Origin of the sequence: Methylobacterium sp. WL7, assembly GCF_008040085.1 — a bacterium.
Taxonomy (GTDB): Bacteria; Pseudomonadota; Alphaproteobacteria; order Rhizobiales; family Beijerinckiaceae; genus Methylobacterium; species Methylobacterium mesophilicum.
In genome coordinates this window covers 1-13,566 of sequence record NZ_VRVG01000143.1, presented here as the reverse complement: position 1 = coordinate 13,566, position 13,566 = coordinate 1, and the positions used below count along the sequence as shown (strand labels likewise).

Annotated in this window: 9 protein-coding genes and 2 tRNA genes; 3 read left to right on the top strand and 8 right to left on the bottom strand. The window is 69.7% G+C overall.

Annotation, left to right across the window (positions count from 1 at the left end):
- Positions 1–293 precede the first annotated feature (293 nt).
- Positions 294–367 (top strand) — tRNA-Cys (locus FV233_RS24950).
- Positions 368–511: 144 nt separating this feature from the next.
- Here FV233_RS24950 and FV233_RS24945 read toward each other — a convergent pair.
- The 3 genes from FV233_RS24945 to FV233_RS30605 all read right to left on the bottom strand — a co-directional run bounded on the left by FV233_RS24945 (position 512) and on the right by FV233_RS30605 (position 5,125).
- Entirely contained in the window at positions 512–2,200 is a 1,689-nt protein-coding gene (locus FV233_RS24945; RefSeq protein WP_147899107.1) for a methyl-accepting chemotaxis protein, read from the bottom strand.
- An 843-nt stretch (positions 2,201–3,043) separates the two neighbouring features.
- Entirely contained in the window at positions 3,044–4,723 is a 1,680-nt protein-coding gene (locus FV233_RS24940; RefSeq protein WP_147899106.1) for a methyl-accepting chemotaxis protein, read from the bottom strand.
- 255 nt (positions 4,724–4,978) lie between these two features.
- The gene (locus FV233_RS30605; RefSeq protein WP_187277841.1) at positions 4,979–5,125 is read right to left on the bottom strand and encodes a hypothetical protein; all 147 of its coding nucleotides are present in this window, start codon (positions 5,123–5,125) and stop codon (positions 4,979–4,981) included.
- A 406-nt stretch (positions 5,126–5,531) separates the two neighbouring features.
- On the opposite strand from FV233_RS30605, the gene FV233_RS24935 reads away from it, so the two are divergent.
- Positions 5,532–5,607 (top strand) — tRNA-Asn (locus FV233_RS24935).
- A 675-nt stretch (positions 5,608–6,282) separates the two neighbouring features.
- Positions 6,283–6,501, top strand: coding sequence for a hypothetical protein (locus FV233_RS24930; RefSeq protein WP_147856375.1), 219 nt, complete (start codon positions 6,283–6,285; stop codon positions 6,499–6,501).
- Positions 6,502–6,520: 19 nt separating this feature from the next.
- On the opposite strand, the gene FV233_RS24925 is transcribed toward FV233_RS24930, so the two are convergent.
- The 5 genes from FV233_RS24925 to kdpB all read right to left on the bottom strand — a co-directional run bounded on the left by FV233_RS24925 (position 6,521) and on the right by kdpB (position 13,516).
- Positions 6,521–7,249 (bottom strand): response regulator transcription factor, encoded by a 729-nt coding sequence (locus tag FV233_RS24925; RefSeq protein WP_147856376.1) that lies wholly within the window; start codon positions 7,247–7,249, stop codon positions 6,521–6,523.
- Positions 7,250–7,259: 10 nt separating this feature from the next.
- Positions 7,260–9,977 carry a sensor histidine kinase KdpD gene (locus tag FV233_RS24920; RefSeq protein ID WP_147899105.1) on the bottom strand — a complete coding sequence of 906 codons (2,718 nt, stop codon included), beginning with the start codon at positions 9,975–9,977 and terminating at the stop codon, positions 7,260–7,262.
- Positions 9,978–10,111: 134 nt separating this feature from the next.
- Positions 10,112–10,495 carry a nuclear transport factor 2 family protein gene (locus FV233_RS24915; RefSeq protein ID WP_147856388.1) on the bottom strand — a complete coding sequence of 128 codons (384 nt, stop codon included), beginning with the start codon at positions 10,493–10,495 and terminating at the stop codon, positions 10,112–10,114.
- A 302-nt stretch (positions 10,496–10,797) separates the two neighbouring features.
- Positions 10,798–11,403: a K(+)-transporting ATPase subunit C gene (locus FV233_RS24910; protein WP_147856389.1), complete on the bottom strand. Its 606-nt coding sequence runs from the start codon at positions 11,401–11,403 to the stop codon at positions 10,798–10,800.
- Positions 11,404–11,425: 22 nt separating this feature from the next.
- Positions 11,426–13,516: a potassium-transporting ATPase subunit KdpB gene (gene kdpB, locus FV233_RS24905; protein WP_147899104.1), complete on the bottom strand. Its 2,091-nt coding sequence runs from the start codon at positions 13,514–13,516 to the stop codon at positions 11,426–11,428.
- Positions 13,517–13,566 lie beyond the last annotated feature (50 nt).

Sequence of the window (13,566 nt, the reverse complement as noted above, 5' to 3'; positions counted from 1 at the left end):
CACAGGACCAGCAACATGATCTCCGGCAGCGGGTAGACCACCTTCCAACTCTGGCGCGGGTCTTCCAACGCCGAAAAATGCTCCACCAGTGCCTTGCCTGACATCGGATGCCTCACCAGACCGAGGCGCCCTGTGAATCACGCAAAAGGCAACACCGAAATCCATTCCTTTCAAGCGATCGCCCTGGGAAGCCGCATCGCGACCGTTGCCTGCCGCCGCCCACCTCTGCTAGAGACCCCCACCCGGAGCCGGCCGCCAGGCTCCGAGGGCGGCGCCACGGCGTCGCGACGAGGGGCCTCGTGGCGGAGTGGTTACGCAGAGGACTGCAAATCCTTGCACCCCGGTTCGATTCCGGGCGAGGCCTCCATCGATCTTCCGAGATAACGCACGCTACCGCCGCCCGGTCTTCGTGCCGTCGAGACGGCGGATGTCCCGCGTCGCGAACGCCGGCATGGCCGCCGCCCCCCTGTCGTCTCCCTCGAAGGGCCTTCCGCCTTTCAGGACGATGCCGTCAGGCCGCGGCGACCTGGGCCAAAAACGTCTCGATCGCCCGCTGCAGGCTGTGGGTCCCGGCATTCACCTGCAGGGCGCTCGTCCGGACATGCTCGGCCTGCACCTCGTTGGAGGCCGCGGTGGCGCGCACGCCCGCTACGCTGTCGGAGACCTTCCGGGAATCCGTCGCCGCGCTGGTGATGGCGCGGGCGATCACTTGGCTCGACTGGCCCTGCTGGTCCGCCGCAACCGCGACCTCGGAGGCGATTGAGCTCATCTGCGCGATCGTCTGGCCCACCGTGCCGATCGAGCCGATCGCCCCGACCGTATCGGCGGCAGCCGCCTGGATCGCCCCGATGTGATGGGCGATGCGGTCGGTCGCCTGCGCGGTCTGCGCCGCCAGGTCCTTGACCTCGGTGGCGACCACGGCGAACCCCCGTCCGGCCGCGCCGGCCCGGGCGGCCTCGATGGTGGCGTTGAGCGCCAGCATGTTGGTCTGCTGGGCGACGGCGCGGATCAGCGCGATCACGGCGCCGGCGTCGTCCGCGGCTTGCGAGAGGGTCGTCACCGTCGCCACCAGCCCTTGCGTATCCGAGAGCGCCGTCGAGGCGATCTCGCTGGTGTGCCGGACCTGGCTCTCGATCTCCCGGGCCGCGACCGACAACTCCTCGGCGGCGCTGGCGATGCTGACCACGACACCGGCGGTCTGATCGGACGCCTCCGCCACGACGGCGACCTGCGCGGTCGTCTCGCCCGCAAGACCCGATAGCGCGTCGGCCGAGGCCTGCATGGCGTCCGCGGAAGCCGCGAGATCCGCCACCGTCCGCTGCATCTCGGCGTCGAAGGCCTGGGTCGCCGCGGCCAGCCGCTCGGCCCGGACGAGGTCGCGCGCCGTCCGCGCCCGGGCGTCGTGGTCCAGCGTCCGCCGCTCGATCATCGCCGCCTGGAACGCCGCGATGGCATGCGCCATCTGGCCGATCGCGTCCTGGCGCTCGGTGAACGGGATCGTGTCGTCGAGCCGGTCCGCCGCCAGAGCCTGCATGGCGGCTTTCAGGCGTCTCAGGGGCTTCTGGATCTGGGAGACGGCGATCCAGATCGAGGCGGCCAGCGCCAGGGCGAGCGCCACCGCCGGCGCCACGATCAGGGCGACGATCGCCCGGCGCTGCTCGATGACGCCGGCCGCGCGCTGGTCGTTGAGGCGGGCCAGCACCTCGCGCCCGAGGCCGCCGATCTCCGCGATCATGCGTTCACGGTTCTTCACCGTGGATTCGTCGGTGGCCTGGATCAGGGCGGCCTTGGGCGAGATCGTCAGGCCGAGTTCGGCCGTGTCGGTCTGGTAGGCGATGAACTCCTTCACGAAGAGGTCGAACCGGCGGCGCCGATCCGGCGGCAGTTGATCCTCCATCGCCGCCAGGAACGGCACCCGCACCTGTTCCACCGCCGCCAGGGCGTCCTGCAGCCCGGAGAGACGCGTCCGCGCTTCCTGCGTGTCCTCGGCGGTGTAGAGGGCGGTGGCCTGCACGACCGCGTGCTCGATGGCCTGGCTCAGGGCGCCGGCCTGCAGCCCGGCATTCCAGATCCGGTCCGTGGCGGCGGCGCGGTCCTGCTCCCACAGCGATTGCCGGACGGCGAAGGCCGAGATGCCGAGAGCCACGAAGCCCAGCAGGCCGACGACCGCCGCCAGCTTGAAGCCGAAGGAATTGCGCATCTGAAGCACGATACTGTTCTCTTCTGGACCGACGCACGATCGCGTCGCGGCAAGGCGCCTGGCCGAAGGCGGAAACGGCGATGCCGAAGGGTGAGGAGACCGTCCGGCGATCGAGATCACGGGGCACGTGGCCGGGTTCGAGGCGATCCCGGTGCTCGGGACGATGCGCCAGGCGTTGGATCTGCGCGCCGCAGCCTCAGCGCCGGCGGATCGCCGGGCCGAAACTCAGCCGCCTCCGGCATGGCGACGCGCAGCCCTGACGGAACGAGCCCGCCGGATCAAAAATCGACACTGCAAACATGGGATAGCGGGACGGTTCGGCGACGTTGCTCTGGCTCTTCGTATAAAGATACGAGCCAAATCCTCGATCCGTCAATACACGTAAAAGTTGTCAATACTGAATTTGTTTTCTATTTACGTTCAAATATACGCTAGATTAAGTCTCAATTATAGAAATAGCTACACCATTTTTATTGTATTCAGAAACAATACCAAGCCGGTGCGCTCGGATATGACACTATCGGCAGCGCGGCCGCCTGCGTTCGCACGCAGGACGCGCTTGGATCCGATCATGCCTTGGCGACAGGCCTGTTCCGCTACCCCGGGCGATTCTGTTCGCGCTCCGTCCCGCTGGGAACGAACGGCGACGTCGGAAACCCCGGAGGATCGCGGACGTGTCCAGGCGTTTCCATCGCGCGCCGCAGCAGTGCCGGCCCCCACAGTTCGGCGTGGGAGCGGTCCCGATCCATCTCGGGCCGCTGGCCAGCCTTTTCAGGACGGTCGCGCGCGCCCAGGCTGTCTTGTCCGGCGCCCGAAATGCGGTTTCAGGCACCGGGTAGAACCTTACGCAGCGTGGACCTGCCCCAGGAAGGTCTCGATCGCCTGCTGCAGGGTGCGGGTCCCGGTGCTCACCCGGGAGGCGCTGCCACGCACCTGCTCGGCCTGCACCTCGTTGGAGGCAGCCGCGGCGCGCACGCCTCCGACGCTCTCCGAGACCTTGTGCGAATCCGCCGCCGCATCCGCGATGGCCCGGGCGATCTCCTGGCTGGCCGCGCCCTGCTGGTCCGCCGCATGGGCGACCTCGGAGGCGATGACGCTCATCCGGGCGATCGTCTCGCCGATCGACGCGATGGCGCCGACTGTGTTGGCGGCGGCCCCCTGGATCGACCCGACCTGGCCGGTGATCCGGTCGGTGGTGAGCGCGGTCTGGCCGGCGAGCGCCTTCACCTCGGCGGCGACCACGGCGAAGCCGCGTCCGGCCGCGCCGGCGCGGGCCGCCTCGATGGTGGCGTTCAAGGCCAGCAGGTTGGTCTGCTCCGCCACCGTCCGGATCAGGGTGACGACGGCGTCGATTTCGGCGGCCGCCTGCGACAGGCTCGAGACCGTGATTTCCAGCTGCTTGGTGTCGGTCAGCGCGGAGGCCGCGATCTCGCTGGTGCGGCGGACCCGCCCCTCGATCTCCCGGGCGGAGGCCGCGAACTCCTCGGCCGCACTGGCGATGCTGTCGACGATGTCGGCGGTCTGGCTCGAGGCACCCGCCACCACGGCGGCCCGGGCCGCCATGTCGCCGGCCGTTCCGGTGAGCGTCGCGGCGGCATCCTGCATCGAGTCGGCCGATCCCGCGAGATCCGCCACGGCGCGGTGGGTCTCCCCCTCGAAGGCGCGGGTCGCCTCGGCCAGCTGCTCGGCCCGGACGCGGTCGCGGTCCCGCCGGGCCTGGGCCTCGGCATCGAGCGTCCGCTTCTCGATCAGGGCCGTCTGGAAGCCCGCGATGGCGCTGGCCATCTCGCCGATCTCGTCCCGGCGGTGGGTGAACGGGATGGTCCGGTCGAGGTCGTTGGCCGCCAGCGCGGTCATGCTGGATTTCAGTCGGCCCAGCGGCTTCTGGACTTGGCTGAGGATGATCCAGATCGCGGCGAGCAGGCCGAGGGCGAGCGCCACGGCGGGCACTACGATCAACGCCAGGCGGGCGGCGCTGCGATCCGCGGCGTCGGCGGCGCGCCGCTCGTTGAGCCGGGCCAGCACCTCGCGTCCGAGCAGGCCGATCTCCGCGATCATGTGCTCGCGGTTCTTCACCGTGGACTCGTCGGTGGCCTGGATCAGGGCGGCCTTGGGCGAGATCGTCAGGCCGAGTTCGGCGGTGTCGTTCTGGTAGGCGATGAACTCCTTCACGAACAGGTCGAACCGGCGGCGCCGATCCGGCGGCAGTTGATCCTCCATCGCCGCCAGGAACGGCACCCGGACCTGTTCCACCGCCGCCAGGGCGTCGTGCAGCGCGGACAGCCGCGTGCGCGCCTCCCTGGTGTCCTCGGCGGTGTAGAGGGCGGTGGCCTGCACGACCGCGTGCTCGATCGCCTGACCCAGGGCGCCGGCCTGCAGCCCGGCATTCCAGATCTTGTCGGTGGCGGCGGCGCGCTCCTGCTCCCACAGCGATTGCCGGATGGCGAAGGCCGAGATGCCGACCGCAACGAAGCCCAACAGGCCGACGACCGCCGCCAGCTTGAGGCCGAGGGAAATGCGCATGGGAAGAGAACCGCTATCCGCGAGAATCGAGTGGGAGGGCCGTACTACAGCAAAGCTTGCGCCAACACTAAATATAGCCGGCAAACGCCGCGAAGCGATATGCAATAATTCTGAGATATATTCGGGCCGATCAGTACAAACGAGAAGAAACAGTCATTGAAATGCCGGAGCGCTCTTCGGTCTTGCCATCGATGCCGCGCGTCAAAATCTGTTCCCGGCGATGCGGCCCGGTCGCCGGATCGTGCGCGGACCTCATCAGACCGTGTGCGCCAGGATCACGCGCACCGCGGCGGCGACGATGAGGAAGCCGATCACGGCGCCGCCGATGTAGTCGGGCATGCGGCTGCCACGCTCCGGGCCGAGGGCGTCGCCTGCCTGAAGGCCGTCGGGATCGCGCGACATCGTGAACACTCCGAATACGTGGCAGGCAGGCCCGCACGCGACCGAGGCCGGCTGTCCGGGCGAACGCGGCATGACCGGACGGCACGGCGCGGACGCCTTGCGGTTCGGACCAGCGGGGGATCTGCGTCGGGGGGCGCTTGGCGACGGCCCGTGCCGATGGTCCGACCGTCTAGGCGGCCGCCGTGACGATGGGATGACCCCGCGACACCGCATCTGGCGCGGCAGGCTGGGGCTGGCGCCGCGCCCCCCCAACCAACCGTAACAGAAAAGCCACAGCCGGCCCGGTCGAGCGCCGGCAAACCACCTTTCTCAGGGCGCGCAATGGGTGAGCCCCGGCGAACGGTGCCGATCGCGCCATTCAGGGTCTTGCGTCCCGCGATCCTGGTGTGTAGAGACCCGCTCGTGATCCCCGATAGCTCAGTTGGTAGAGCAGGCGACTGTTAATCGCCTTGTCGCAGGTTCGAGTCCTGCTCGGGGAGCCATCACCGCTCCCAGCATCATCCGACACCGATAGACGTCGCATCGACGTCCCCGCGGGACTTCGGCTCGCGCCCCCGTGACCGCCGGATCTGCATCCCCGTTACCGGACTGATCGGCACTTCGGCGTCATCCCGGTACAACGCGATTTCACGCCAGGCTCGCACGAACAGCAGGCTGGTCGCGCGCGCGATCAGGACGCGGAGCCGAAGCTCCCGGCATGAATGGCAACGCAGATCACCGGCACCGGGAATCATCCGAATGCCCACCCGATTCGGATGAGCATTCGCGAACACGGCTGGCGATCGACAGGAAGAACAAAACCAGCGACGCCAAAAGCAGTACACTTGAGATCATTCGAGCCATGACGATCGCCGCGCCACCATCAGCGTGATGTCACGTCGGATCACATCATGAAATTTCATTTCCTCAACGGGCATATGCGTCGTATTATTGTATGTATACGCGGGTTCTGGACGCCTTTTCTATAAAATAGACTGCCCGTACTGTAGGTCATTTCTGTCCTCGCGGCCCATAAGCTAACGCGTGAGCCGTCAAAGGACGGAAAATCCTAACGAGGCGCTTATGAGATCGGCCGGGCGTCCCGCTCGAACCCTTATGCGTTCGGGTCCACCTTCACGGTGCGGTCCCCGGAGGATCGCGGGAACCCCAGACATCCGATGTCGCCCACCATCCACGTCGCCGCCCCCGCGGGGGACACCGCCCGGTTCATCGTCGGCCAGGATCCGGAGGGGCACTGGGTCGCCATCGAGATCCACGGGCGGGCCGGTGGCCTGTTCCGCAGCCGGGAGGCGGCGTTCGACTACGCGGCCGGGGAGACCGATCACCGCCCCGATGCCGTTCAGGTCTCGGCGGAGCGGATCGCGCTCCGGCTCTGAGCCGGCCGAGACTCCGTTCTCAGGCGCCGCCGGTGGGCGCCCGCCCGTTCTCCGTGACGGGCGGCTCGTCCTCCGGCGCGCGCAGGCGGTAGCCGACGCCGGTCTCGGTCAACAGGATGCGCGGGCGTTCGGGGTCGGCCTCCAGCTTCTGCCGGAGCTGGCGCATGTAGACGCGCAGATATTGCGGATCGGAGGAGACCGAGACCGCCTGCATCAGCTGCGCATGGGTCAGCACCTTGCCGGCATGCAGCACCAGCACGCGCAGGAAATCGTACTCGCGCGGGGTGAGCTTCACCTCGGCCTCGTCGACCTTCACGATCCGCCGGACGAGGTCGATCGTGAGCCGGTCGACCTTGAAGATCGGCCGTTCACCCTGGACGGCGAGCTGGTGGCGCAGGGCGGCGCGCAGGCGGGCCAGCAACTCCGCCATGCCGAACGGCTTGGTCACGTAGTCGTCCGCGCCGAGGTCGAGGGCCTCGACCTTGCCGCCCTCGTCGGTGCGGCTCGACAGCACCACCACGGGCAGCGCGGGATGGCGGGCCCGGATCGCCCGCAGCAGGTCGTGGCCGCGCATGTCGGGCAGCCCGAGATCGAGGATGACGAGATCCACCCGCTCGCGCCCCAGCACGTCGAGGGCGGTCGCGGCGTTCGGCGCCTCCAGGATCGCGTAGCCCTGCGTGGACAGCCCCGTGCGCAGCAGCTTCCGGATCGGCGGCTCGTCGTCGATGACCAGGATGGTCGGGCTCATAGGGTCGGGCTCATGCGGCGATGTCCTTGCGCCCGGTCCGGGCCGGGACCGGCAGCGTCACGGTGAAGACCGCCCCGAGGCGGTCGCGCCGGTTGGCGGCCGTGACGGTGCCGCCCATCGCCTCGACGAAGCCGCGCGCGATGGCCAGCCCCAGCCCGGTGCCGGCCCGGACCCGGTCGCTCTTGCGGACCCGGTAGAACTTGTCGAACACCCGCTCGACCTCCGTCTCGGGCAGGCCGTCGCCCTCGTCGAGGATTTCCAGCCGCACCCGGTCGCCCGCCCTGCGGGCCCGCACGGTCACGGTCGAGCCGGCCGGCGCGTACTTGGCGGCGTTGTCGAGCAGGTTCACCAGCACCTGCTCGAACAGGACCGGATCGAAGCGGAGCACCGGCAAATCGGGCGCCAGGTCGAGTACGACCCTGTGGTCGGCCAGCACCGGCTCGACCCGGCGCAGGGCGGTGTCGACGGTCTCTGCGACGTCCTGGGGGGCGAGGTTCGGGGCCACCGCGCCCGCCTCCAGGCGGGTCATGTCGAGCAGGTTGGCGATGAAGCGGTTCAGCCGCTCAGATTCCGCAATGATCGTCGCGAGCAGCTCGGCCTTGGCCTCGGGGCCGAGGTCGGCGTCGAGGTCGCGCAGCGTGCTGGCCGCCCCCAGCACGGAGGCCAGGGGGGTTCGCAAGTCGTGGCTGATCGAGGTCAGGAGCGCCTGGCGCAGGCGGTCGGTCTCGGCGGCGCGCTCGGCACGGTCGAGATCCTCCACCAACCGCACCCGCTCGATGGCGAGCGCGCCCATGTCGGCCAGCGCATCGAGCAGGCGGCGACCCTCCGGGGTCAGGATCGGGCCGGCGCCGTCCGCGTCGAGGCCGATCACTCCGATGGTGCCGCGCCCGGTGCGCATCGGCAGGAACAGCCGCTTGGCGCCCGGCAGGGTGTCGGCACCGCGCCCGGCCGGGCGGTCGTTGTCGAAGGCCCACTGGGCCGCGGCGAGGTCGGCGGCATCGAGCCGGTCCTCGGGCGGGTAGCCGGCCCGGACGGTGACGGGCTTGCCATCCGGCAGCAGCAGGACGACCCGCACCCGGAGCATGGCGGCGACCTGCGCGCAGGTGGCCCAGAGCACGTCGTCCAGGGTGCCGCAGCCCGCGAGCTTGCGCGAGAACCCGAACAACCGCTCCGTGGACGCGGCCCGGCCCTGGCTGATCATGGCGATGCGGCGAGCCCGGGCGGCGAGGTTCGAGACCAGCACGGCCACCAGCGTGAACAGCAGGAACGCCGCGACGTTGGTCGGGTCGGCGATGGTGAAGGTGTAGAGCGGCGGCAGGAAGAAGAAGTTGTAGGCCAGCGAGGCCGAGACCACCGCGGCGAGCGAAGGTCCGAGCCCCCAGCGAACCGCGACCGCGACCACGGCGGTGAGCAGCATCAGGTCGGCATTCTCGATGCCGGTATAGGGCTGGAGCAGGAGCGCCGCCCCGAGCGCCGCCGCGGAGGCGAGGAGCGCCATCCCGTAGGGGCCGGGCTCGAAGGCCGCGGCCGGGGTTGCGGTGGCGACCGTCCGGCGCGCCGGAGCCTCGGCCGGCACGGCTTCGCCCGGCACCACGTGGACGCTGATGTTGCCGCTGCGGCGCACGAGGTCGTGGACCACCGAGCCGTTCACCAGCTCGAAGATCCAGGAACGTGCCGCCTTGCCGACCACGATGTGGTTGACGTTGGCCGAGCGGGCATAGGCCAGGATGTCGTCGGCGACGCGTCGGCCGCCCGGCAGGGTGACGGCATCGCCACCGAGCCGGTCGGCGAGCCGCAGGGTCTCGGCGATCCGGTCGCGCGCCGCCTCGCTGGCGGACCCGGCGCGCGGCGCCTCGATGTACAGGGCGGTCCAGGGCGCGTGCAGCCGGTCGGCGACGCGCTTGGCGTAGCGCACCAGGCCGGCCGAGCGCGGATCGGCGCTGATGCAGACCAGCACCCGCTCGCCGGCGCTCCAGGGCCCCGCGATGGCGTTGGCCTGCATGTGGCTGAGGAGTTCGTCGTCGACCCGGTCGGCGGTGCGGCGTAGGGCCAGCTCGCGCAGGGCCGTGAGGTTGCCGCGGGAGAAGTAGTGCTTCAGGGCGCGCTCGGCGTTGGTCGGGACGTAGACCTTGCCGTCCTTGAGCCGCTGGATTAGGTCGTCCGGATTGAGGTCGACCACCTCGATGTCGTCCGCCCGGTCGAGGATGCCGTCCGGCACGGTCTCGCGCACGCGGATGCGGGTGATCTGCGCCACCACGTCGTTGAGGCTCTCGACATGCTGGATGTTGAGCGTCGTGTAGACGTCGATGCCGGCGTCGAGCAGTTCCTCGACGTCCTGGTAGCGCTTCGGGTGGCGGGATCCCGGCGCGTTGGTGTGGGCGAGCTCATCCACCAGCGCGAGGGCCGGCCTCCGGGTCAGGAGGGCGTCGAGATCCATCTCGTCGAGCGTGGTGCCGTGGTAGGGCACGGTGCGGCGCGGGACGATCGTGAACCCGTCGAGCAGCGCCTCGGTCTCGGCCCGGCCGTGGGTCTCGACGACGCCCACCACCACGTCGAGGCCGGCTTCGCGCCGAGCGCGGCCGATGGTGAGCATCTCGAAGGTCTTGCCGACCCCGGGGGCGGCCCCCAGGAAAACCTTCAGCCGGCCGCGGGTCCGCGACTCCCGGCGCGCCGTTTCCAGCAGCGCCTCGGGAGTGGGACGGGTCGGGTCTCGGCCGGTCTCGGGCATGGTTCTTTCAGGGTACCCGCGGTCAGCGCGACACGGATGGGGTTCGCATCGGGCCGGATTCCCGCCGCTCCGGTCTCGCACGCGGCAATCCCTTCCACGTTGCAGGTCGTGGTGCGGAAGGACGTTTCGCCGCCTCAGAACATGCCATTCGGATTGGCGGAGGTCTCCGGGAGGATTTGAAGCACGTCCCAGTGCTCGACGATCTTCCCGTCGGCATCGAGCCGGAACATGTCCATGGTCGCGTAGTCGTGGCCGCCGGGCCAGCGCTGGAGACAGTGAAGAACCACGAATTCGCCCTCGGCGACGGCGCGCTTGATCTCGACGCGCTTACCAGGCCATTCCCGCGCCATGCGTTCGAAATAGGTGATGAACCCGTCTTTTCCGGTCGCCACATGTGGATTGTGCTGGACGTACTCGGCCCCTGCGTAACGCTCGATTGCCTTCCGCGGACGACAATCGTTGAACATCAGCTCATAGAAGGCGATCACGTCCGCCTTTCGCTGCACAAGGTCGCTCATGACATCTCGAGAGTTCTGACGATCGCGGGATACCAGGTCGGTGCCGGCAAGAGCGTCCGCGCGGGAAGCCCCTGAGCCGTCCATCGATCGATCACGATACCAGCGTGGGTCGCCTGCGAATACCGTTCAGTCCAGCGGTTGGATTGAGGCCGGCTCAAGAAGCCGCCTTACGAACAGACTCAGAACGTGCCGGTTCTCGAGCTGTCTCGACCGTCCGATCCGTTGGGCCGCCGGCCTTCGGGTGCAGCTGCATCGTCCCGCGAGGATGGATCGGAACGATGCCGTGCGTCCTGGATGGCCGTTCAGCGCCCACCCAACCCATCCAGCGCAAGGTTCAGCGCCAGCACGTTCACCCGTGGCTCGCCGAGCAGCCCGAGCGTGCGGCCCTCGCTCTGCGCGGCGACGAGCTGGCGCAGGCGGTCCTCGGGCAGGTTGCGGGCCTTGGCGACCCGCGGCACCTGGAACAGGGCGGCGTCGGGCGAGATATCCGGGTCGAGGCCCGAGCCGCTCGCCGTGACGAGATCGACCGGGACAGGCCGGCCGGGATTTTCCGCCGTCAGCGCGTCCCGGTCGCCCTTGACCCGCTCGGCCAGCGCGGCGCTGGTCGGGCCGAGGTTGGAGCCCGCGGAATTGGACGCGTTGTAGGGCGCCGGCACGGTCTTCGACGGATCGGCCGGGTCCGCGGCGCTCGTGGCCGAGGGACGGCCGTGGAAGTAGGTGGCGCCGGTGAAGTTTTGGCCGATCAGGCCCGAGCCGACGACATGGCCGTCGCGCTCGATCAGGCTGCCGGCGGCACGCGCGGGGAAGATCAGGCCGGCGAGGCCGGTGACGGCGAGCGGGTAGGCGAGGCCGGTGATCGCCGTGAGGACGGTGAGCAGGACCAGGGCGGGGCGAAGCTGGCTGAGCATGGCGGGTCTCCGAGGGGGCGGTTCAGGCGAGGTGCAGGGCGGTGACGGCGAGGTCGATCGCCTTGATGGCGGCGAACGGAACCAGCACGCCGCCGAGCCCGTAGATCAGCAGGTTCCGGCGCAGCAGCGCGGCGGCGCCGACGGCCCGGTAGGTCACGCCCCGGAGCGCCAGGGGGATCAGCGCCACGATGATCAGCGCGTTGAAGATGATCGCCGACAGGATCGCGCTCTGCGGCGAGGCCAGCCCCATGACGTTGAGGGCCTGGAGCTGCGGATAGAGCCCGAGGAACATCGCCGGGATGATCGCGAAGTACTTCGCCACGTCGTTGGCGATGGAGAAGGTGGTCAGCGCACCGCGGGTCATCAGCAGCTGCTTGCCGATGCCGACGATCTCGATCAGCTTGGTCGGGTCGGAATCGAGATCGACCATGTTGCCGGCCTCCCGGGCCGCCACCGTTCCGGTGTTCATGGCGACGCCGACATCGGCCTGGGCGAGGGCGGGGGCGTCGTTGGTGCCGTCGCCGCACATGGCGACGAGCTTGCCCTGGGCCTGCTCGGCGCGGATCAGCGCCAGCTTGTCCTCCGGGGTGGCCTGGGCGAGGAAGTCGTCCACGCCGGCCTCCGCGGCGATGGCGGCGGCGGTCATCGGGTTGTCGCCGGTGATCATCACCGTGCGGATGCCCATCCGGCGCAGCTCGGCGAAGCGCTCGCGGATTCCGCCCTTCACGATGTCCTTCAGGTAGACGACACCGAGCAGCCGGCCGTCCCGGGCCACCGCCAGCGGCGTTCCGCCGGCCTTGGCGATCTCCTCGGCGATGGCGCGGATCTCGGCGACGGAGTCGGGCTCCGCCTCCGGCTGGTAGGCGAGCGCCGCGTTCGAGCCCCGGCTCGCCATCGGCTGCGCCGAGACCGAGGCGATCACCGCCTCGACCGCGCCCTTGCGGATGGAGATTCCGTCGAGATCGACGCCGCTCATGCGGGACTGCGCGGTGAACGGCACGAAGCTGGCGTTGAGGCCGGCCATGTCGCGGGCGCGGATCCCGTAGGCCTCCTTGGCGAGCACCACGATCGAGCGGCCCTCCGGGGTCTCGTCGGCCAGCGAGGCGAGCTGGGCCGCGTCCGCCAGATCCTGCTCGGTGACGCCGGCCACCGGCCGGAACGCGGTCGCCTGGCGGTTGCCGAGCGTGATCGTGCCGGTCTTGTCCAGCAGCAGGGTGTCCACGTCGCCCGCCGCCTCGACGGCGCGGCCCGACAGGGCGAGCACGTTGAAGCGCACCAGCCGGTCCATGCCGGCGATGCCGATCGCCGAGAGCAGGGCGCCGATCGTGGTCGGGATCAGGGTGACGAACAGCGCCACCAGCACGATCAGCGGGATCGCGCCGCCGGCATAGGACGCGAAGCTCGGGATCGAGGCCACCGCGAACACGAACACGAGGGTGAGCCCGGCGAGCAGGATGTTCAGGGCGATCTCGTTGGGAGTCTTCTGCCGCGAGGCGCCCTCGACCAGGGCGATCATCCGGTCGACGAAAGTCGAGCCGGCGGCCGCGGTGATCCGCACCCGGATCTCGTCGGAGAGCACCTGCGTGCCGCCGGTCACGGCCGAGCGGTCGCCGCCGGATTCGCGGATGACCGGAGCGGATTCGCCTGTGATCGCCGCCTCGTTGACCGAGGCGACGCCCTGGATCACCTCGCCGTCGGAGGGGATCAGGTCGCCGGCCTCGACCAGCACCACGTCGCCGACCCGGAGGCTGGTCCCCGGGACGGTCTCGTAGCGACCGCCCGGACCGGTGAGGCGCTTGGCCATCGTCTCGGTGCGGGTGCGCCGCAGGCTGTCGGCCTGGGCCTTGCCGCGCCCCTCTGCCAGGGCCTCGGCGAAGTTGGCGAAGACCAGGGTGAACCACAGCCACAGGATGATCTGGCCGGAGAACAGCAGGTCGCCGGCGCCGGTGGCGACGTCGCGGACGAACAGAACGGTGGTCAGTGCGGCCACGACCTCGACCACGAACATGACCGGGTTGCGGATCATGGCGCGCGGATCGAGTTTTTTCACGGAGCCGACGAGGGCGGGTCCGACGAGTGCAGGGCTGAACAGGGATGCGGTCTGGCGGGACATGGATCGGGTGTCCGAAGCGGGGCGGGGAGGCCCGTCGCGCGGGCCTCGGG

What these genes read in the sequence shown, in the direction of transcription:
- FV233_RS24915 (WP_147856388.1), bottom strand. Translation starts at nt 10,495, where the DNA reads ATGAGCGACCTTGTGCAGCGAAAGGCGGACGTGATCGCCTTCTATGAG.
- kdpB (WP_147899104.1), bottom strand. Translation starts at nt 13,516, where the DNA reads ATGTCCCGCCAGACCGCATCCCTGTTCAGCCCTGCACTCGTCGGACCC.
- FV233_RS24920 (WP_147899105.1), bottom strand. Translation starts at nt 9,977, where the DNA reads ATGCCCGAGACCGGCCGAGACCCGACCCGTCCCACTCCCGAGGCGCTG.
- FV233_RS24925 (WP_147856376.1), bottom strand. Translation starts at nt 7,249, where the DNA reads ATGAGCCCGACCATCCTGGTCATCGACGACGAGCCGCCGATCCGGAAG.
- FV233_RS24940 (WP_147899106.1), bottom strand. Translation starts at nt 4,723, where the DNA reads ATGCGCATTTCCCTCGGCCTCAAGCTGGCGGCGGTCGTCGGCCTGTTG.
- FV233_RS30605 (WP_187277841.1), bottom strand. Translation starts at nt 5,125, where the DNA reads ATGTCGCGCGATCCCGACGGCCTTCAGGCAGGCGACGCCCTCGGCCCG.
- FV233_RS24910 (WP_147856389.1), bottom strand. Translation starts at nt 11,403, where the DNA reads ATGCTCAGCCAGCTTCGCCCCGCCCTGGTCCTGCTCACCGTCCTCACG.
- FV233_RS24930 (WP_147856375.1), top strand. Translation starts at nt 6,283, where the DNA reads ATGTCGCCCACCATCCACGTCGCCGCCCCCGCGGGGGACACCGCCCGG.
- FV233_RS24945 (WP_147899107.1), bottom strand. Translation starts at nt 2,200, where the DNA reads ATGCGCAATTCCTTCGGCTTCAAGCTGGCGGCGGTCGTCGGCCTGCTG.